This is a genomic window from Plesiocystis pacifica SIR-1, from assembly GCF_000170895.1.
Taxonomy (GTDB): domain Bacteria; phylum Myxococcota_A; class Polyangia; order Nannocystales; family Nannocystaceae; genus Plesiocystis; species Plesiocystis pacifica.
Window position 1 is genome coordinate 1 of sequence record NZ_ABCS01000118.1, and the last position, 18,761, is coordinate 18,761.

Annotated in this window: 15 protein-coding genes; 6 read left to right on the forward strand and 9 right to left on the reverse strand. The window is 69.4% G+C overall.

The window, feature by feature from the left end:
• Nucleotides 1-131: 131 nt before the first annotated feature.
• The 4 genes from PPSIR1_RS35630 to PPSIR1_RS35645 all read right to left on the reverse strand — a co-directional run bounded on the left by PPSIR1_RS35630 (nucleotide 132) and on the right by PPSIR1_RS35645 (nucleotide 4,166).
• On the reverse strand, nucleotides 132-890 hold the full coding sequence (locus PPSIR1_RS35630) for a hypothetical protein (RefSeq protein WP_006976120.1): 759 nt from the start codon (nucleotides 888-890) through the stop codon (nucleotides 132-134).
• A 400-nt stretch (nucleotides 891-1,290) separates the two neighbouring features.
• Nucleotides 1,291-1,680 (reverse strand): hypothetical protein, encoded by a 390-nt coding sequence (locus tag PPSIR1_RS48695; RefSeq protein WP_157596326.1) that lies wholly within the window; start codon nucleotides 1,678-1,680, stop codon nucleotides 1,291-1,293.
• A 174-nt stretch (nucleotides 1,681-1,854) separates the two neighbouring features.
• A complete protein-coding gene (locus PPSIR1_RS35635; protein WP_006976121.1) occupies nucleotides 1,855-2,079 on the reverse strand; it encodes a hypothetical protein in 225 nt (74 codons plus the stop codon).
• A gap of 521 nt (nucleotides 2,080-2,600) precedes the next feature.
• A complete protein-coding gene (locus tag PPSIR1_RS35645) occupies nucleotides 2,601-4,166 on the reverse strand; it encodes an ICP22 family protein (RefSeq protein ID WP_006976123.1) in 1,566 nt (521 codons plus the stop codon).
• Nucleotides 4,167-4,282: 116 nt separating this feature from the next.
• Between PPSIR1_RS35645 and PPSIR1_RS35650 the strand changes: the two genes are divergently transcribed.
• Genes PPSIR1_RS35650 through PPSIR1_RS35660 form a run of 3 tightly spaced genes read left to right on the forward strand, consistent with a single transcriptional unit; the run spans nucleotide 4,283 to nucleotide 7,608 of the window.
• Nucleotides 4,283-5,395: a hypothetical protein gene (locus tag PPSIR1_RS35650; RefSeq protein WP_006976124.1), complete on the forward strand. Its 1,113-nt coding sequence runs from the start codon at nucleotides 4,283-4,285 to the stop codon at nucleotides 5,393-5,395.
• A gap of 20 nt (nucleotides 5,396-5,415) precedes the next feature.
• Nucleotides 5,416-6,819, forward strand: coding sequence for an RsmB/NOP family class I SAM-dependent RNA methyltransferase (locus PPSIR1_RS35655; RefSeq protein ID WP_006976125.1), 1,404 nt, complete (start codon nucleotides 5,416-5,418; stop codon nucleotides 6,817-6,819).
• Between the two features lie 51 nt (nucleotides 6,820-6,870).
• A complete protein-coding gene (locus tag PPSIR1_RS35660) occupies nucleotides 6,871-7,608 on the forward strand; it encodes a hypothetical protein (protein ID WP_157596327.1) in 738 nt (245 codons plus the stop codon).
• A gap of 42 nt (nucleotides 7,609-7,650) precedes the next feature.
• On the opposite strand, the gene PPSIR1_RS35665 is transcribed toward PPSIR1_RS35660, so the two are convergent.
• On the reverse strand, nucleotides 7,651-8,559 hold the full coding sequence (locus PPSIR1_RS35665) for a hypothetical protein (RefSeq protein ID WP_006976127.1): 909 nt from the start codon (nucleotides 8,557-8,559) through the stop codon (nucleotides 7,651-7,653).
• Between the two features lie 118 nt (nucleotides 8,560-8,677).
• Between PPSIR1_RS35665 and eat the strand changes: the two genes are divergently transcribed.
• The gene (gene eat / locus PPSIR1_RS35670) at nucleotides 8,678-10,027 is read left to right on the forward strand and encodes an ethanolamine permease (RefSeq protein WP_006976128.1); all 1,350 of its coding nucleotides are present in this window, start codon (nucleotides 8,678-8,680) and stop codon (nucleotides 10,025-10,027) included.
• A 17-nt stretch (nucleotides 10,028-10,044) separates the two neighbouring features.
• On the opposite strand, the gene PPSIR1_RS49750 is transcribed toward eat, so the two are convergent.
• The 3 genes from PPSIR1_RS49750 to PPSIR1_RS49755 form a co-directional block, all read right to left on the reverse strand.
• Nucleotides 10,045-10,560, reverse strand: a complete 516-nt coding sequence (locus PPSIR1_RS49750) for a hypothetical protein (RefSeq protein ID WP_198154691.1) — start codon at nucleotides 10,558-10,560, stop codon at nucleotides 10,045-10,047.
• Nucleotides 10,557-11,243 carry an alpha-ketoglutarate-dependent dioxygenase AlkB family protein gene (locus PPSIR1_RS35680; RefSeq protein ID WP_006976130.1) on the reverse strand — a complete coding sequence of 229 codons (687 nt, stop codon included), beginning with the start codon at nucleotides 11,241-11,243 and terminating at the stop codon, nucleotides 10,557-10,559. The genes PPSIR1_RS49750 and PPSIR1_RS35680 overlap by 4 nt, the downstream gene beginning before the upstream one ends.
• A gap of 114 nt (nucleotides 11,244-11,357) precedes the next feature.
• Entirely contained in the window at nucleotides 11,358-13,196 is a 1,839-nt protein-coding gene (locus PPSIR1_RS49755; RefSeq protein WP_198154692.1) for a hypothetical protein, read from the reverse strand.
• 179 nt (nucleotides 13,197-13,375) lie between these two features.
• On the opposite strand from PPSIR1_RS49755, the gene PPSIR1_RS50930 reads away from it, so the two are divergent.
• Nucleotides 13,376-15,724 (forward strand): vWA domain-containing protein, encoded by a 2,349-nt coding sequence (locus PPSIR1_RS50930; RefSeq protein ID WP_157596328.1) that lies wholly within the window; start codon nucleotides 13,376-13,378, stop codon nucleotides 15,722-15,724.
• 8 nt (nucleotides 15,725-15,732) lie between these two features.
• Here PPSIR1_RS50930 and PPSIR1_RS44770 read toward each other — a convergent pair whose 3' ends face one another.
• Nucleotides 15,733-17,751, reverse strand: coding sequence for a PAS domain-containing hybrid sensor histidine kinase/response regulator (locus PPSIR1_RS44770; RefSeq protein ID WP_006976132.1), 2,019 nt, complete (start codon nucleotides 17,749-17,751; stop codon nucleotides 15,733-15,735).
• A 259-nt stretch (nucleotides 17,752-18,010) separates the two neighbouring features.
• On the opposite strand from PPSIR1_RS44770, the gene PPSIR1_RS35700 reads away from it, so the two are divergent.
• Nucleotides 18,011-18,754 (forward strand): CAP domain-containing protein, encoded by a 744-nt coding sequence (locus tag PPSIR1_RS35700; protein ID WP_232296600.1) that lies wholly within the window; start codon nucleotides 18,011-18,013, stop codon nucleotides 18,752-18,754.
• Nucleotides 18,755-18,761 lie beyond the last annotated feature (7 nt).

The window sequence follows — 18,761 nt, forward strand, 5'->3', positions numbered from 1 at the left end:
CACCCCCCAAACCAACGCCCCCTCACCCCCCAAACCAACGCCCCCTCACCCCGCCAAACCAACGCCCCCTCACCATTCGGGAGATCGCCATTCTGGCTCGAGGACGCGCTGCTCGTCGCGTCCTCGTACGCTCACCACAGCGCGGCGGGGTCTTCGAGGGCCTCGTCCCAGAAGGTCGAGCCGTCTGAGGCGAGGAAGACGTCGAGCCCGGGCTCGTCGTAGCAGGGCAGCCGCACGGGCAGGGTCTCGAAGCCAAATTCGAAGTAGGCCACGCCGATGCTCTGCTCGGGTCCGATGTAGAGGGGCTCGCCGCAGGGTTGAGGGCCCTCCACGATGCGCAGGTAGATCGGGGCGGCGACGCCGGGGCTCTCGCCGGCGGACACGGTGTCGGTGCCAGAGACCTTTTTGAGGAGGTAGTGGCCGATGTCCTCGGGCTCGCAGTCGAGCAGGGCGACGCTGCACACGAGCAGGGTGTAGCAGCCCTCCGGGAGCTGGTTGAAGCCGGGGGCGCTGCCGGTTTCGAGGTTGGCGAGGGAGGCGTGCGAGAAATTGAAGTAGGTGTCGAGGGGCTCGCTGGGCTCGCACAGCGGGTCGCCTTGGGTCTCGGTCTCCATGCCTTCTTCGCCCGTGCCGGTGTCGATGCCGGTCTCGCCCTCGGTGTCGGTCTCGCCCTCGGTGGTCTCCGACTCGGCGGACCCCGTCGACTCGTCGCTGCTGTCCTCGGTGCTCTCGTCCTCGCTCGAGTCGTCCTCGTCGGGCTCGATGGTGTCGCTCTCGTCGGTCTCGCCGTCGTCCTGGATGTCGGCGATGACGGGGTCGAAGGCGGGGTTGGCGAGGGTGCATCCCGCGGCGAGGGCGAGCGCCGCGGGAGCTGCCAGGGAGTGCCGCATCGCGGAATCATAGCGCTCCCCACCGTGAATGCACGCCTCGCGGACGGGATGGCTGAGGCGCGAGCGGGCGCTAGACGGATGAGGCTAGCGAGGGTGTCACGCGGAGCTTCAGGCGCCTTCGCAGTTGTCGACCGTGGTCGAGGCCGTGCCTTCGCTCTCCGTCGTGCTGGACTCGCCAGCGACCTCGTCGTCCGAGCCGCCGACGTTTCGCTGTACGCAAGCAACGAACGGGGAGGAGGGGGAGCAGAGCAGCGCTCAGGCGCGTAGGCACGGACGAAGGTTGAGCCGGAGCGGCCCTGTTGGTCAATCGATGGTTGATGCTGGTGTTGGTAAAGTCTATGGATACAACGTTTGGAAGTATGATGGCTCAACGGGGGCAGAACTCCAGTAGTGGTGACGTCTATTTTTCTTCATGGCACACGCACCAGCTCGGAGTCGCGCAGGCCCATTCGCCCTCGCAGTTAGCGAGGAGCCACGCGCAGCCCCATGACGTCGTACACGTCGATTCGGCGAGTTCACACATCTGATTGGGCTCCCCGTCGTCGTAGCAGTGCTCGAGCTTGTAGTTCCAACAGCTCTGTGAGCCCAACAAGCACCCGTCGATAGAGCAGTGTTCGTTGAGTTTGTAGGGACCAACGACCATTGGTGTACCATCGTCGCAACGCACACCTTGGGAGCGCAGTGCTTCATAGTAGTACTGATCGGCTTCGGTGAGCGTCTTCGTGTCCGTATCCGTATCCTTATCCGTATCCGTGCACTCTTGGGGAGAAGAGCCGAGGGTGAAGACCATGGCAAGACCTACGAGGTTCATTGATTTCTCCAGCGCTATGAATGACCTTGTTTGGTCGGGTTTGAATGCGGCTCATCTCATCCGCAGTTCTCTATCTCGAAAAGGGGGATCAAATCTAAAGAATGATTGTGGTTTGGGTGGTGGGAAGTAGGATTGTCCCACCCCCATTGAATCCTATGAGCGACGATCGAACTTCCACTGCGCGCGGAAGTCTGCAACTGCGCTGAATACAAAGCTGACGCCGAGCACGATGGCGAGGATGCACCAGCTGTAGAGGGCGCTGTCGTCGTTCTCGCTCACGCCGGACACGACCTGCGCGCCTCTGAACATCGCCCAAAAGGCCACCAGGCCCAGCACGAGGACGCTACCCGAGACGAACAGTCGAGTTGGAAACAGCATCCATTGAAGTCGAGCTCGACCGTTGACTACTCTGGGAGCGCGAGCCAGCATGCCATTCATCTCTTGATGTTGTTCCATTTGTCAGCCTGTTGTCTCCCAAAGAGAGCACAATAAATTTGTGTGAGGGTACATGGGGCCCCTGTGGCCTGTCAAGCGAGGTCAGGCCTGGCGCTCACTCCGAGGAGGGTTTGGTGAGGGCCATCGGGGCGGAGGGGAGTTGGCCTCTCGCGCGGGCTCGATTCGCTCTCAGCGCCATGCGCATGCGCCTGAGCGGGGGCAGATATTGGAGGCCGAAGGTTGTGGCGAAGGCCAACACCGAGAGGAGCATCAGGCGCCCCGTGAACAGGGGTGCACCCACGATGAGCGAACCAATCCAGGCCAGGAGCGGGGCGGCGATCGAGGCCACCACAGCCGTCAGCCAAGCTTCGAGGGGACGAAGCCGCTCCTGTTGCTGTCCAGACATCACCGAAGACTCGGCGAACGATAGCAGTTGAGGACCTCGGAAGGGGAGTTTTTGGGCTCTACGCCGGGGTGTCCGGCTTGGGCGGCTGCTCGATCTCGTTCGACGACTCAGGGTCGTCCGCAGGATCTTCGCCCTCTGTTCCAGTTGTTGATCCATCTGCCAGTATGGCGTCCCGTTCCGTGCCGGGTTTTGGCGTCGAAGCCGGCTCTCGAGCCGCGGAAGCGTCATCGGCTTCGAGCGCTTCCACCAGAGCGCTGCTCTGGCTGGCTTGCTCCTGGTTCGAAGCATCATCACTAGAGTGGTGGTCGGGCGAAGACGGTTCATGATCCCGCTTCGATTTTTCATGTTCCGGCGTGGGCGGACGCATGCAGCAGTGAATCATTGAAAGGTGCGCTGCGGCCGTCACCGAGAGCAATCCTGCGATCCCCCCGATGGAGAGCGCATGGGTCCAGTAGTCGGCCATGAGCCCGAAGCGGCCGACTTTACAGGCATTTTCCAGCATCCCGATGGGGCTCTGTTGCCTGAGGTGATGGGTAATGGAGATGTCCTGAACGCATACAATCGACGTTATGACGGGCAGGATCACGAGGACGGCGACGACGACCAGGAACTCCCCGGTACCGGCGGGGAGGCACAGATAGTCATTTTCTCGGAGTAGCTTTTGAACTGTGGGGGCAGCGTTTGTGCGCGCGAGCTCGAGGCTTTGTCGGACCGTCAGGATGAAAGAGACGAGCAGGCCCAAGAGCACGATGAGAGCGAACCACGTCGACGGCAGGGGGATGCTGATGAGCTCGGACAGGCTCTGTATCTCCTGCGCGCGGATTTGGGCGTGCCAGTCTCGAGCGAGCCGGGTCCGGGCTGCGGCAACGGGCAGGTCCATGAGGGCCTCGCCGTCTTCGTTGCCGCGGAGGGTGTCGAGGGCGATGGCGAGCTCTTTGAAGCTCGGCTCCAAGTCGATGGCCGATCGGCGAACGGTGTGAAGGTCTTCGATGGCATCGAGGGGGAGTTGAAGCTGGGTCTGGGGGCGGGCCCAAGGGGCCTCCAGCGGAGTCGACAGGCTCGATGGATCGAAGCTCAGGTGGACGGTGAGCTCGCCTTCCGCAGAGCAGCGCAGGCTCTGTTCGCAAAAGCCCGGCGCGGACTCGAAGCGCCCATCGACGCGGGCGAGCTGGGCTTCAATCGCTGCGCACAGCTGCCCTCTGGAGCCCTCCTCGATGCCGATGAAGACCGTGTTGTCGAGGGCATGAGCGACCTCGCTGACGCGCGTGTCGGAGGACGGGTACAAGAGCTTGACGAGCGCGGGGGAGTCGAGCGTGTCGGGGACGGCAACGACGCGTTCGTCGACGAGGGCACAGATCCACTCGTGTTCTGAGGTGATGGGCGGCGCGGAGGGGGTGCCAGAGGCGCCAGGTGTTCCGAATGTGCCAAGGAGGCGCTTGATGCGCATGAGGTCATGGTTGGCCTCGCACTGGCCGTCAGGCATGGGAGGCCGGTGGGCGTAGAGCGCCAAGAGACCCAGGCAAGCGAGGACGAGGCGCTTGAACTTGGCCCGAACTCTGCCGAGGTTCGCGTCGAGGACCTCGAGTGGGTCCGTGCGCTGACTTGGCTCGTTCTCGGCGGTCATCGGTGGGCATCATAGCTCGTCGTCGTCGAGGGCCGTCGCACATTCGCGGCCGTCTGAGTTTGAGCTCGTTGCCCTCTCGCTTCGAGTCGAGGGCTAGGATGATCGCAGGAGCTGCCATGCCCGAGCGCGAAGCCGAGACCATCGACCAAGACATCCCCCTCGTCGATCCGCCCAAGCGCTACATCGCCATGCCGGACTCCACGACCTTCCTGGAGTCCGCCTGCCACAACCCGAACTTTCGCCCGCACAGCGTGTTCGTGCCGGTGTCCGCGGACAGCGACCCCGAGGCGAGCGGCCTCTACGAGGTCGACCTGCGCACGGACACGGTGACCAAGCGCTGCGCCTTGCCCAAGGAGGGGCTCTACTTTGGCTGCAAGCTCAGCGACGCGGGGGTCTGCTACCTGTGCGTGGGCAACCAGGGCAAAGTCCTCGCCATTGACCTGGGCGATGACACCAAGGCGCCCGAGGCCCAGACCTTCGTGGACCTCCCGGGCAGCTTCCAGCCCAACGACATCGCCATCGACGCGCGCCACGACGGCGGCGCGGGGCGGCTGCTGATCGCCTGCAACGACCAAGTCTACGACGTGCTCTCGACCCGGGGGCAGACCCTCAACGCCCTGCGCATCGCGGGCAAGAAGGACGGCGCGGTGTTCAGCGCGAAGCTCGACCAGCCGGGGCCGGCGACGGAGCTGGTCTCGGGCATGCGGGTGCTGGCGGGCTCGGTGGTCGTGCCGGGCGACGGTCCGGCGGGGACGCTGTGGCTGTCGGAGCTCAACAACTTGATCCGCGTGCCCCTCGACGACCCGAAGGCGTGGGAGCGGGTCAGCCCCTTCCCGCCCGAGCTGCTCGCCGACAACATGGAGACGGCGGGGACGGAGGTGCTGTTCCCCTACTACCGGGTGGTCAGCAGCGTGGAGGAGGAGATCATGACGCGCTCGTGGATCTCCCGGGTGCTCTACGGGGCGCTGCGCTGGCTGCCCGACAAGCTGTTCAACAAGCTGTTCGGCGATCCGCCGCCCCCGGGCCAGGCGAGCGACACCTTCGAAGACGTCTGCTACGGCCGCTATGACTTCGTGTCCAAAGAGATGATCTCGCACCGCATCGACATCACCAACAAGGGCTTCGACGGGCACTGCACGGCGATGGAGCGGGTCGGGACGGACCTGGTGTTCATCAACTACCTCGAGAAAGAGATCCTCGTCGTCGACGCCTCGAAGCTGCTCGGTTGACCGGCTATGCTGCCGGCCCCGTGCACGACCCCGAGATCTTCGCGCGCTACCGCGGCATCATCGATGACTGGGAGGCCTTCGCGGCGACCATCCTCCGGCCGCTGCCGACGACGGTCTGGGCCAACCCGCTGCGCGGCGACGCGGCGACGTTGGAGGCCGCGCTCGGCGACCGGATCCGTCCGCTGAGCTGGGGCGCTGGGGGCTACCGCGTGGCCGAGGGGGTGTCGGCGGGGCACCACTGGGCTTACCTCGCGGGCCTGCTCCACATCCAAGAGGAGGTCTCGATGCTGCCGGCGCAGCTGCTCGGGGTGCAGCCGGGGGAGCGGGTCTTGGATCTGTGCGCGGCGCCGGGCAACAAGTCGGCGCAGCTGGCCGCGGCGCTCGCCAACGCCGGCCGGGTGATCGCCAACGATCGCAGCATGGGCCGGATGCGGGCGTGCCGGCAGGTGCTCGAGCGCCTGGGCCTGGTCAACGTCGCGACCACCGTGCTCGACGCGCGCCAGTACCCGCACGCGGGGGCGCCCTACGACCGGGTCCTGGTCGATGCGCCCTGCTCCGGCGAGGGGACCTGCCGCAAGCTCCGGCGCTGGCGCGTGGACGAGGCGGGCTCGCGGCGGATGGCGGCGGTGCAGCTCGACATCTTGCGCGAGGCGGTGAAGCTGTGCCGTCCCGGGGGGCGCGTCGTTTACTCGACCTGCACCTTCGCGCCAGAGGAGAACGAGTGCGTCGTCGATGCGCTGCTCCGAGGCGGGGCGCCGGTGCGCTCATTGCCCGCGCGGGTGCCCGGCTTTCGCGGCGAGCCGGGGCTGCGGGCCTGGGCGGGGCGCGAGCTGGACCCGCAGCTCGAGCACGCGCTACGCATCTGGCCGCACCACAACGACAGCGGGGGCTTTTTCATCGCGGTGCTCGAGCGCCTCGAAGATGGGGAGGTCGCCGCCGAGGAGCCTCGGCGAGGGCCGGTCCTCGATACGAGCGAGGCGCCGCGCTGGCTGGGGGAGCTCGAGGGGCGCTGGGGCATCGACGCCGCGCCCTTCGAGGGCTGGTCGATCTTTCGCGGCGGGGCCAAGTCGGTCTACCTGTGCGCGGGCCGGGAGGACTTGCCCGAGGGTCTCCCGCGCGACGCTTTGGGCATGCGACTGCTGCACACGACCGGCGCGCGCCCCCAGCCCACCACCGCCGCGGCCATGCTGCTGGGAGCCTCGGCCCAGGCCAACGTCGTCGACCTCGAGCCCGAGCAGGCTCGGACCTTCCTCGGGCGCGAGCACCAGAGCCTCGGCGAGGCCCAGACCCAGGGCTGCACCACCGGCTACGTAATCGTCCGCTACCGCGGCTTTGGCCTGGGCGTGGGCTTGTTTCGCGCGGGCACGGGGCAGCTCGAGAGCTTCTACCCCAAGGGCTGGGCCCGCGAGGTCGAGGTCGACTGATACGCTTTGGGGCGTGAGAGACGTAGCGATGAGACACGCTATCCTCGCATCATGAGGCGATGGACCACGCTCTTCGTGTCGGTGTCGGTGTCGGTGTCGGTGATCGGGCTGGCGTGTGACGCGGGGCCGCGGCCCGTGCCCAACTCGGCCGCTCGAAACGAGGACGCCGACTCGTCGGAGCGCGAGCCGGAGTCGCCGCGCGCACCCGTGGCCCAGGCGCGCGCGCCCGCGGTCGATCTCGCCGCGTTGCGTGGGCAGTCCGCACCGCGTCCGGTGTCCGAGCTCGAGCGCAGCCTCGCCGGCACGTGGACCGCGAAGGTCGGCCCCGACGCGCCCCGGCCCGTGTGGATGAAGGAAATGGTCATGCTGCAGACCCACGGCCAGGGCGCGGGGGCGATCCTCGACGCGGTCGAGAAGGATCGCCGCGTCGCGACCAACTGCGTCTGGCTCGAGCTCTACGCCAACCTCCGAGGCTTTCGCAACGAGTGCATGCTGCTGGAAGGCACGCCACAGGCGCTGCAGCAGCACGATCCGAACACCGGCGCGCCCGAGCCCTACGGCGTCGCGTTCTCGTGGACGGTCGAGGATCGCTTCGTGCGCATCACCTACGACCACCCGATGCTGCTGCCCGCCGCGGACGGTGAGCCCCTCGAGTTTCGCGAGACCACGCTCGAGCTGCGCGCCGGCGGTGGGGCCGTGCACACGCTGACCCAGGCCTTTCCCGAGCACCCCGAGGTCCCGGGCGTCGAGCGGCAATTCGAGATCGCCCCGGGCAGCTACCTCGACTGACGCGTGGGGCAGCGAGGGCGTGGCGTCGTCCACTGAGGACAGTCAGCAGTCGTCGAAGCCCGCGTTCCAGCCGGCGAGGTAGCCCTCGTCGTAGCCCACGCCGAGCCCCTCGTTCCACCCGTCCTCGTGCCCCTCGGACCAGGCCCCCGGGTAGGCGTCGTCGTAGCAGGCGTAGTAGGCCGTGTCGTAGCCGTCGCCAAAGCCCGCGTCGTAGCCCTCGAGCAGGCCGATGTTGTAGCCGTCGATCTGCCCGTCGAACTGCCCGTCGGCGTAGGCGATGGGGTAGCGCTCGTCGAAGCCGGCCTGGTACTCGGGGTTGTCGCGCTTGCCGTCGGCGAAGCCCCGCGGCCGGGCGCTGGCGTCGAGGTTGCGATCGAAGCCGCGGCGGTGGCAGGTCGCGAGGTCGTCGGGGTCGGCCTCGCTCGACTTCGAAGCCTCGCCGCGGCCGTCTTTGTGGGACCGGAAGCCGCAGCTGCCGCTGCCGTCGTAGTAGCCGTCGTCCCAGCCGTCGCCGTAGCCGAGCTCGTAGCCCTCGCTCCAGCCTTGGTCGTTGCCGTTGGCGTAGCCGTCCGCGTCGCCGTCGTTGGCCCCGGCGGTGCACGCCGAGCTGTCGAAGGTGCCGGCGAAGTGGCCGTCGAGGTAGCCCTCGTCGAAGCCGCGCGGGTAGCCCAGGGGCCCGTAGTAGCCGTCGAAGTGGCCGTCCTGGTAGCCCGCGAGGTCGCCGTCGGAGATGCCGTCGGCGAAGGTCAGCGCTCGCCCGTCGGCGTAGCCGTCGTCGTACTCGGCCTGGTTGCGCTCGGCGGCCGCGGCCTTGCCCTCGTAGTAGGCGTCCTCGAGGGGTCCGTCGTCGAAGCAGTCGAGGCAGGCGCTGAGCCCCACGGCGGCGAGGCAGGCCAGCAGCCAGGTGCTCCAGCCACCGAGTGTGCTCGACCCGCGTGGGCGCTTCGCCATGGAGTCAGCCTAGCAACTCGAGGGGCGGCGCACAGGCGGGGAGGACCCCGCGCAGATCCGGGCGGGATCGGGGGCTTTCCCCCCGCTTCGCGGCCCTCGCCCTGGGTACACTGGCGCCATGAGCGATGCCGCCGACGCGTCCACCACCGACGAGGGAGCGGGCTCCAAGGGCCTGAGCAAGAGCCTCGGGCCCGTGATGATCTGGGGCCTGGGCGTGGGCTACGTGATCTCCGGGGAATACTTCGGCTGGAACCTGGGCCTCGCCGAGGGCGGGCCCTACGGCATGCTCGTCGCCACGGGGATCGTCTCGGTGATGTACCTGGCCTTCGTGCTCAGCTACGCCGAGCTCAGCTGCGCCATCCCGCGGGCGGGGGGCGCCTTCGTCTACGCCGATCGGGCCCTGGGCCGGGACCTGGGCTTCCTCGCGGGGGTCGCCCAGCTGGTCGAGTTTTTGTTCGCGCCGCCGGCCATCGCCTTTGCGATCGGGGCCTACTTTCAAAACTACGACGTCGGCGTGGCCCCGGAGGTCGTCGCGGTCCTGGCCTTCATCGTGTTCGTGGCCATCAACATCCGCGGCGTGAGCGTGTCGGCGATGTTCGAGCTGTGCGTGACCGTGCTCGCCGTGATCGAGCTGCTGATCTTCGCGGGGGTGGCCCTGCCCAAGTTCAGCTGGTCGGCGTTTTCGACCGATCCGCTGCCCAATGGTTGGGGCGGGATCATGCCCGCGCTGCCCTTTGCGATCTGGTTCTACCTGGCCATCGAGGGCGTGGCCAACGTCGCGGAGGAGGCCCGGAACCCGGCCCGCGACATCCCGCGGGCCTTCGTGGCCGCGATGCTCACCTTGCTCGCGCTGGCGCTGCTGACCTTCTTCGCGGCCATCGGCGTCGCGGGCTGGGAGGCGATCGTCATCGACCCGAGCACCGGCGAGGCCAGCGACAGCCCGCTGCCCCTGGCCCTGAGCCACGTGGTCGGGGCCGACCACGGCCTGTTCCACCTCCTGGTCACCGTGGGCTTGCTCGGGTTGATCGCGTCCTTCCACGGCATCTTGCTCGTCGCGGGTCGGGCGGTGTTCGAGTTTGGTCGCGTGGGCTACCTGCCGGCGGTGCTCGGGCGGACCTGGGAGCGCTACCAGACCCCCGCGCCCGGGCTGATCGCGGCGATGCTCGTGGGCTTCGTGGCCCTGGCCACGGGCAAGACCGGCGAGATCATCACCCTGGCGGTGTTCGGCGCGCTGAGCCTCTACATCCTGTCCATGGCCTCGCTCTTCGTCCTGCGCCGCAAGGAGCCCGAGCTCGAGCGGCCCTACCGGGCGCCGGGCTACCCGGTGGTTCCAGCCGTCGCGCTGGTGCTCGCCGTCGGCTGCTTCGCCGCGCTCGTCTACTACAACCTCGCGCTCTTTGGCGTGTTCGCGGCGGTCGTCGGGGTCAGCTACGGGCTGTTCAAGGTGTTCGGGCCCAAGCCCGAGTAGCGTCTATTTGGCCGGCTTTACTTGGACAGCGGGCGGAGCTCGAGGCGGTCGGGCTTCAGGCTGAGCACGTCGAAGTCGAACTCGACGGTCGAGCCGTCTTTTTCGCTCAGCGTCATGGCGACGCGGCCGCCCTCGCGGGTGAAGGTGCCCTCGATGAAGTAGTGGGCGTCGGTCGGGGCGAGGCGGCGGAGGGTGCACTGGGACCCGGGGCCGAAGCTCATCGCGGCGCGGAAGCGGGCTGGGCCGAGGTCGACGCTGCTGGGCACGTAGACGTCGACGCCCTCGACCGCGCCGCTGGCCTCTTGGTCCATGTGCCAGCTGCCCTCGAGCACGGCCCAGTCGACACCCGCGGGGGCTTTCGGCGCGGGGTCTGGCGCGGGCGCTGGGGCAGGGTCTGGCGCGGGGGCGGGCGCTTCCCTCTCCGGCTGGGAGGGCGCCGCGGGCGGGGCTTCGGGCTCGCCAAAGCAGGCGAACGCAGCGAAGGCCGAGACGGCAGCCAAGACGGCGAGGGGGGCACGGGAGCGGCGAGTCATGATCGGCGCTTCGAGTGTAGCGGAGTCGCCCTCGAGACGTGGCGGAAGGTCAGGTTGATGCGCCCCTCGGTCACGCGCGTTCGCCGGGGAAGGGTGTGCTGCCAGCGCGCTTGCGAGCCCTCGGCCATGACCAGGAGGCTCCCGTGGGGCAGCGCGACGCTCAGGTGCCTAGGCTCCGTGTCTGTGTCTGTGTCTGCGTTGGCGACGCGGCGCAGCAGGAAGTCACGCTCGGCGCCGAGGCTCACGCTGGCGATGAAGGGCGCGGGTCCGAGCTCGACCTCGTCGTCGGCGTGCCAGCCCACGGTGTCCCGGCCGTCGCGGTAGTAGTTGATCAGGGCCGAGTTGAAGCGACGCCGCGTGGCCGCCTCGACCCGCCGTCGCAGGGCGTCGAGGGGGGGCGTCCACGGCAGCGGATGCATCGTCAGGCCCGACCACACGTAGGTGCCGGAGTCGTCGTCGGCGTACCACTGGTGCAGGCGCGGGATGGGGTGGGTCTTGCCGTAGGCGCGCAGCTCGTCCTGGCGCCACGGGACGGCGTCGCGCAGCTGCGCGTAGAGGGTCGTGGCGGCCTCGGGGTCGAGGAAGGCCTCGCGCAGGAAGATGCGGGCCTCGGCGGCCGCGTCGTGGTCGATGGGCCGCCAACGCTCGGGGCTGGGGGCGGGGAAGAGCTCGGGCTGGCGCATCAGGAGGCGGTGCCGATCTGCTCGCGCAGCTGCCGGCGTCACGGTCCCCCACGCGGAGGGCCGTGACGAGTTCCGCGTCCAGCTTCGAGCTCATGGCCCGAGAGGGTAGCAGCCTCAGCGAGGCTTGCGGCGAGCCCGGATTCGACGGACGACGCGGACCTTGGCCGTGCGCGCGGGCTTGCTCGCCTTGACCTGCTTGGCCTGCTTGCCCTGGACCCGCGCCGCGACCTTGGACAGTCGGGCTGGGCGCACGCGGGCCGCGACGACCTTGCGCGCTGCGACCTTGGTCGACACGACCTCGACCACTCGGATGGGCTGCGAGGGCTTGATGGTCGGCTTGGGGCGGACCTTCAGCTTGGGTCGGCGGGTCCGCGCGAAGGGAGCGCGGGGGGGCTTGGACGGGCGCACCGAGAGGCGGCCGGGGATGACCTCCATCTTGGTGGGCTCCTTGGGCATGGGGCCCTTTTGAGGCTCACCGATGGCGCCGGGGATGACCTCCATCTCGGTGGGCTCCTTGGGCATGGGGCCCTTTTCGGGCGGCTCGACAGAGCCGGCGCCCGTGGGGTTGACGGTCTCTGGTGGAGTCACGTCGGCGGGAGCTCCGGTGGGGGAGGGGGCGTCGGCGCCCGCCTCGGTCGCGGGAGCAGGCTCAGGCTCGGGAGCGGGCTCAGGCTCAGGAGCGGGAGCAGGCTCGGGCTCGGGTTCGGGAGCAGGCTCAGGCTCGGGAGCAGGCTCAGGCTCAGGCTCGGGCTCGGGAGCGGGCTCGGGCTCAGGCTCGGGAGCGGGCTCGGGCTCGGGAGCTGGTTCGGGCGCAGGCTCGGGTTCGGGAGCGGGCTCAGGCTCGGGAGCGGGCTCAGGCTCACCTTCGACGTCCTCGTCCTCCCAATCGTCGAGATCCACCCGAGGCGGCCGATTGCGCAGGTACGCCGCCGGCGAGTCCGCCTCGCTCGCTCCGAGCAAGAGCGAGCTCGAGCCGTAGCGCACCTCCGCCACGCCGAGGGCCGCGGCCGTGTCGAGGGCCAGATCCATGGCCTCGCCGATGGTGTGCCCCGCCCAGCTCTGGTCGTAGGCGGCCAGGCCGAGGCACAGCTGGACGAAGCCATCGGCCACGCCGGGGACGGTCTCGGCCTGGCTGACGGCGAGGAGCTGGGCGTTGCCGGGGCTGCGCGAGTCTCCCTCGAAGGCGACCTCGCGGCCCTCGTGGACGGCGACGCTCGCGGCCCGCACGAACAGACGATCGACGTAGGGCGAGAGGGTGCCGGCCTCGCCGAGCTCGCCAGCGGCGTGGGCCTCGAAGTCGGCGCTGAGCTCGAGCTCGACGCCCAGGGGCTCGGTCAGCTCGCGCGCCCGGGTGAGCAGCTCGACGGCGGCGAGCTCGAGGCTGTCGAAGCCGTCGACGGCCTCGGCGGTCCACGGGCTCGCGTCGAGGGCGATGGCCACCGCGCTCAGCTTGGTGAGGGCGTCGGGCAGCGCGGCCAGCTGGGCGTCGATGTCGGCGCGGGTCGGGCTCACGCCGAGCTCGATGACGACCTCGAGGCCCAAGCTGGCGAGGGTCTCCCCGAGGGGCGCCAGATCCGGGAGCGGGCCGGCGAGGGCGAGGGGGAGGGTCAGGGACTCGACGCCGAGCTCCGCGAGCGCCGGCGCGGCCGCGGCGAGCTCCTCGATGGCGGTGTCGACCCAGCACCCGATCTGAACCATCTCGGGCAGCAGCGAGCCGCCGACCATGGCGAGGCGCTGGATCCGACGGCGGCTGAGCTCGCCGAGCTGGCCGTCTGGGTTCAGGCCCATCCACGCTTGCCACTGGGCGATCCACTGGGTGGTCTCCTCGTCCATCACGCCGGTGACGGGGTCGCAGCCCATGACGATCTGGATCGTCTCGATCTGCTCGGCGTCGAAGCCTTGCTCGAGGTTGAATGCGAGGGCACGTTGCAGGGCATCAGCGTCGAGAACCATCGCCTCGACCATAGCAATGGCAGGTTACGGGTGGGCGTCGAGATCGGGGGCGATCGAGCACCCCGGCGCTGGCGTCGGCCCGGTCGCGACCTCCCCAATCTCCCGAAGGCATCCCTGATCCGTGGACCAATTCCACGCTCGCGGGAACTTCTTGGCCATGTCCGCGTCGTTTGGACGCGATGGTCAGCCCGAACCCGCCCCAAGCCCCCGAGCCCTCCGCCGACCCCACGCTGGAAGCCGAGCCCGCGGCCCAGCCCAGCCCAGAGGATGGAGGCGAGGAGGCAGAGGCGGACGGCGATCGAGGCCGGCGGCGGGGGTTGATCGTCGCGGGCGTCGGCCTGCTGACCCTGGGCGGACTGCTCAATCTAGACACCCTCGAGCGTAGCTGGGCGGAGCTCCAGGAGCCCGAGCCCAGCGCGGCCTTCTACGACATGGACGCCGTCGACGAAGAAGAGCCGCCGCCAGCCGAGAGCGTCGGCGGGGTCGGCTTCGCCAGCCAGCGCCACGAGGGCGAAGAGGGCAAGATGGGCAAGCCGACGAGCAAGGGCAAGTCGGGGTTCTACGCCATGAAGGGGCCGAACAACGCGGTCCCGCAGATGGCCCGGAATTTCGACCCGGACATGGCGGCGAAGAACGCCGGGATCCTCGGCGTCATGAGCCAGCAACAGGGCCACTTCCTGACCTCTCCCTACGGAGGATCCTTCGCCGTCGGCAACGACGATGAGGACGTGTGGGGCGGCCTGACGGGCGCCGAGGTCGGCGAGGCCTACGGCGTCGGCGGGCTCGGCCTGGTCGGCACCGGGCGCGGCGGCGGGGGCATCGGCGAGGGCACGATCGGCGGCGTGGGCAACACCGGCCTGATCGGCAGCGCGGACATGCGCGGCTACGTCCACGAGCGATCCGTGGTCGAGGCGCGCCAGGTCGCCGCGAGCTTCGTGGCCACGGGCGAGGACCGCAAGTCGACCTTCTCCATCGACGTCGACACGGCCTCCTACGCGAGCGTGCGCCAGAGCCTGCGCAACGGGTGGATGCCCGACCCGGGCTCGGTCCGCACCGAGGAGATGATCAACTACTTCGACTACGGCTACGTCGCGCCCTCGGGCGGCGCCGGGGCACCCTTCGCGGTCCACACCGAGGTCGGCCCGTGCCCGTGGGCGCCGGATCACCGCCTGGTCCAGATCGGCGTCCAGGCGACCCGCGAGCTCCCGGCCCAGGCCCAGGAGCTGCGCACCCGCAACCTGGTGTTCCTCCTCGACGTGTCCGGTTCGATGTCGAGCCGGGGCAAGCTGCCGCTCATCAAGCACGGCTTCACGCAGCTCGTCGAGCAGCTCGGCGCCGAGGACCACGTGTCCATCGTGGTCTACGCGGGCGCGGCCGGGGTGGTGCTCCCGCCGACCTCCGGGGACCAAAAGGAGACCATCCTCGGGGCCCTCGATCGCCTCGAGGCCGGCGGCGGGACCAACGGCAGCGCGGGCATCGTCGAGGCCTACGAGCTGGCCCAGGCCAACTTCGTCGACGGCGGGGTCAACCGGGTCATCCTCGGCACCGACGGCGACTTCAACGTCGGCCTGAGCGACCACGACGCCCTCGTCGAGCTGATCGAGCAAAAGCGCGAGAGCGGGGTGTTCTTGTCGGTGCTCGGCGTCGGCGGGCACTACGACGACGAGCTGATGGAGCAGCTCGCCGACCACGGCAACGGCAACTACGCCTTCCTCGACGGCAAGCGCGAGGCCGAGAAGGTGCTCGTCGAGGAGATCGGCGGGACGCTGACGACCATCGCCAAGGACGTGAAGGTGCAGGTCGCCTTCAACCCCGAGCAGGTGACCAAGCACCGGCTGATCGCCTACCAAAACCGCCGCCTGGCCCACCGCGACTTCAACGACGACACCAAGGACGCCGGGGAGATCGGCGTGGGCCACAACGTCACCGCGCTCTACGAGATCATCCCCGCCGACGAGGCCGAGGCGAGCGAGGCGCTGATGAGCCTCGAGCTGCGCTACAAAAAGCCCGACGGCCACCGCAGCACCAAGGTCACGACCTCCGTGCGCGACGCGGGCCGCAGCCTCGACCAAAACTCCGACGACTTCCGCTTCGCGGCGGCGGTGGCTGGCTTTGGCGAGTCCCTCGCGGGCCGGCGCCCGGACGCGTCCTGGAACTACGCCGACACCCTCGAGCTGGCCCAGGGGGCCCTCGGGGAGGACGCCCGCTGCCTGCGTCACGAGTTCCTCGAGCTGGCCTGGCGCGCGGGCATGGCCGAGGGCGAGGAGCTGAGCGAGCCCGAGCTCGCCTGCGTGCCCAAGCCCAAGCGCGTGCCGCCCACGGCGAAGCCGGCGAGCGAGCCGGGGGCGGAGCCGGGCGCGTCGAGCCTGGACGTGCACGTCGACGTCCTGCTCGGGGATCGGGCCCGCGCCCAGGCCCGCGCGGAGCTGTGGGCCTTCACCCTCGAGGTCCTGCGCCTGCTCCCGCCGCTGCTCGCCCTGCCCCTGTTCGTGATGGCCTGGCGGCCCCGTCGACGTCGACGCCGCTGAGCTAGCCCCTAGCCCAGCACTTCGTGGAGGGTCTGGCCGAGGGCCTCGATGGTGTAGGGCTTTTGCAAGAAGCCCGCGAGTCCGGCCCGGGTCATCGCCCGGGTCGACTCGTGCTCGACGAAGCCGCTGCACAGGATCACTGGGATGGTCGGGTCGAGGCGGTGGAGGGCGGCGAAGGTCTCCTCGCCGTCCATCACGGGCATCTTGAGGTCGAGGAGCACGCAGTTGAGCTGGGCCCGGTGGGCGGCGAAGAGCTCGACCCCGACGGCGCCGTTGTTGGCGCTGAGCACCCGAAAGCCGAGGCGCTCGAGGGCGCGGATCGCCAGGGAGCGGACCGCGTCCTCGTCGTCGATCACCAAGATGGTCCCGCTCCCGCGCCACACCGCGTCGTCGTCGGTGTCGGGGGCGGCGTCTTCCATGGGCGAGCCCGCGGGGAACAGGCAGCGAACCCGCGTGCCCCGGCCCAGCTCGCTGTCGAGCAGCACGGCGCCGCCGCGGCCGATGACGATGCCGTGGACCGCCGACAGCCCGAGCCCGCTGCCCGTGGGCTTGGTGGTGAAGAAGGGGTCGAAGGCCCGGGTCTGGGTGAGCTCGTCCATGCCCGGCCCGGTGTCGCTGATGGTCAGCACCATGTAGGGCCCGGGCTTGAGCGGTTGGCTGGGGCGCAGCGCGGTCAAGCTGGCGCGGTCGTGGTGGGTCAGCTCGGTCTCGACGAGCACCGTGCCCGCGTCGGCGCCGATGGCCTCGCCCGCGTTGGTCACGAGGTTGAGGATGATCTGGCGCAGCTGGCTGGAGTCGCAGCGGATCGACCACGGCTCCGGGCACAGGTTCATGCGCAGCTGGGTCTTCTTGGTCGTCGAAGACTCGAGCAGCGAGGTCATGTCGCGCACGAGCTGGTTGAGGTTGACCTGCTCGCTGCTGGCCTTGCCCTGGCCGGCGTAGGTCAGCATCTGGTCGACGAGCTCGGCGGCCTGGCGCGCGGCGGCCTTGGCCTCGCTGATGTACTCGATGACCTCGGAGTCCTCGTCGAGGTCGAGCATCGCCAGGTCCATGTTCCCGTACATGGCCACGAGCAGGTTGTTGAAGTCGTGGGCGATGCCCGAGGCGAGCACGCCGAGGCTCTCGAGCTGCTGGGCGCGCTGGAGCTGGGCCTCGAGGGCGCGGCGCTGCTCCGCGGCCCGGACCTGCACGGTGATGTCCTGGACCACGCCGATGACCGAGTTGACGCCGCCCGAGTCGTCGATGATCGCCTGCCCGGCGGTCCGGAAGTTGCGCAGCTCCCCGCCCACGCCGCGGATCTGGAACTGGTCCGACCACGGGCTCTTGTCCTCGACGGCCGCGTCGAGGTGATCGCTGGTCGGCGAGGAGGCGAGCAAGGCCTTGAACACCTCGAGGTCGATCTCGGAGTCGAACTCGAGGGGCGCGAGCAAGCGCGCGAGCTCGTCGGACACGCGCACGCGCTGGGTGCCGAGGTCGAGCTTCCAGTGGCCGAGGGAGGCGATGGACTGGGCGACGGACAGGGAGCGCTCGCTGTCGCGGAGCTTGTCCTGGGCGGTCTTGAGCTCGTTGATGTCGCGGGACAGGCCGAACAGCCCGATGACCTCGCCGGCGGCGTCGCGCCACGGGAGCTTGCTGGTCAGCACCCAGCCCGTGTTCGCGCTGCCCTCGATCTGGCCGATCAACGCCTCACCGGTCTCGATCACGCGGATGTCGTCGGCGACGCTGCGAGCTGCGACCTCGGGCGGGAACAGCTCCTCGTCGGTCTTGCCGATGATGTCCGCGAGCTGGCAGTCGAAGAGCTGGCAAAAGCGCTGCGAGGCCAGCACGAAGCGGCGCTCGCGGTCCTTGAAGTAGAGGTAGTCCGGCAGATGCTCGAGCAGGTTCTCGAGCACGCTGCGGGCGTCTTGGGGGTCGAGGGCTGGGGCCCGCTCGGCGCTCGGATCCTCGCGCAGGTCCGCGATCTGACGGCGCGCAGCCACGAGCTCGGCGATGAGCTGTTCGCGGCTCATGTCCTCGAGGTTGGCCATGTCCAGAGCACCGCCCGCGCGTTGCCGCGCCTCGGACCGTGATCATAGCTTGGCGGCAGGGGCGAACAAAACAAGTGGGCGAGTCTGCGCGGCCGAGGCAGATGCGCAGTGGGGCCGAGGCGGCGGGCATTCCCCGACTGGACACCCGGGAGTGCCCGGGGGTCGCCCGGCGCTTCGACCCGGGGAAGGCGGCGTTTTTCGCCAGCGATGAACGGGCCCGCGGACTCGTGCGTCGATCTCGAGCATGCCGAACGAGACCGTGACTGAGCGAGCCCCCGACACCAAAGCTCGCTGGAAGGGGGCGCTCCTCGTCACGCTGAGCCTCGCCCTCGGAGCTTGCGCGACCCAGCCGGAGCCGGCGGCGAGGGCCCCGAGCGGACCGGACGATGGCACGCGCCAGGTGAGCGCGATGGGGGGGCGGGTCCGAACCCAGACCATGTCGGCGAGCAGTCGAGAACTGCGCGGTCACAAGCCCGCGCGGCTCAACCGCGCGCACGCGCGCCCGACGAAGCCTGGGGCGGAACCGACCGGAGGCGGGGGCGAGCCTGCTATCCCCAGCGTCGAGGACGGCTTCGCCGAGGCCTTTGTCCGCGCCCACAACCAGGTCCGGCTGGGGGTCCCCAACGCCGGCAAGCCGCTCCCGCCGCTGCGTTGGTCCCCCAAGCTCGCGGCGCAGGCTCAGCGCTGGGCGGACCGCTGCGAGTTCGAGCACAGCGACGTCGGCTATGGTGAGAACCTCGCGGCGCGCTCGGGCGGCGGCAGCCCCGAGAGCGTGACGGCGAGCTGGGCCTCGGAGGCGGCGGACTACGATCACCGTCGCCACCAGTGCGCGGCCGGGGCCGTGTGCGGCCACTACACCCAGATGGTCTGGCGCGCCTCGACCGAGCTCGGCTGCGCCGTCTCGACCTGCGGGACCAACAGCCCCTTCGGCGGCGGGACCTGGGAGCTGTGGGTGTGCAACTACGACCCGCCGGGCAACTGGGTCGGCCAGGCGCCCTACTGAGTGTTGC

Bases quoted from the DNA above. Each gene is read 5' to 3' on its own strand.
- PPSIR1_RS48695 (WP_157596326.1), bottom strand. From the start codon at position 1,680: ATGGTCTTCACCCTCGGCTCTTCTCCCCAAGAGTGCACGGATACGGAT.
- PPSIR1_RS50930 (WP_157596328.1), top strand. From the start codon at position 13,376: ATGGTCAGCCCGAACCCGCCCCAAGCCCCCGAGCCCTCCGCCGACCCC.
- PPSIR1_RS35680 (WP_006976130.1), bottom strand. From the start codon at position 11,243: ATGCGCCAGCCCGAGCTCTTCCCCGCCCCCAGCCCCGAGCGTTGGCGG.
- eat (WP_006976128.1), top strand. From the start codon at position 8,678: ATGAGCGATGCCGCCGACGCGTCCACCACCGACGAGGGAGCGGGCTCC.
- PPSIR1_RS49750 (WP_198154691.1), bottom strand. From the start codon at position 10,560: ATGACTCGCCGCTCCCGTGCCCCCCTCGCCGTCTTGGCTGCCGTCTCG.
- PPSIR1_RS35665 (WP_006976127.1), bottom strand. From the start codon at position 8,559: ATGGCGAAGCGCCCACGCGGGTCGAGCACACTCGGTGGCTGGAGCACC.
- PPSIR1_RS35650 (WP_006976124.1), top strand. From the start codon at position 4,283: ATGCCCGAGCGCGAAGCCGAGACCATCGACCAAGACATCCCCCTCGTC.
- PPSIR1_RS35630 (WP_006976120.1), bottom strand. From the start codon at position 890: ATGCGGCACTCCCTGGCAGCTCCCGCGGCGCTCGCCCTCGCCGCGGGA.
- PPSIR1_RS44770 (WP_006976132.1), bottom strand. From the start codon at position 17,751: ATGGCCAACCTCGAGGACATGAGCCGCGAACAGCTCATCGCCGAGCTC.
- PPSIR1_RS35635 (WP_006976121.1), bottom strand. From the start codon at position 2,079: ATGCTGTTTCCAACTCGACTGTTCGTCTCGGGTAGCGTCCTCGTGCTG.
- PPSIR1_RS35645 (WP_006976123.1), bottom strand. From the start codon at position 4,166: ATGACCGCCGAGAACGAGCCAAGTCAGCGCACGGACCCACTCGAGGTC.
- PPSIR1_RS49755 (WP_198154692.1), bottom strand. From the start codon at position 13,196: ATGGTTCTCGACGCTGATGCCCTGCAACGTGCCCTCGCATTCAACCTC.
- PPSIR1_RS35660 (WP_157596327.1), top strand. From the start codon at position 6,871: ATGAGGCGATGGACCACGCTCTTCGTGTCGGTGTCGGTGTCGGTGTCG.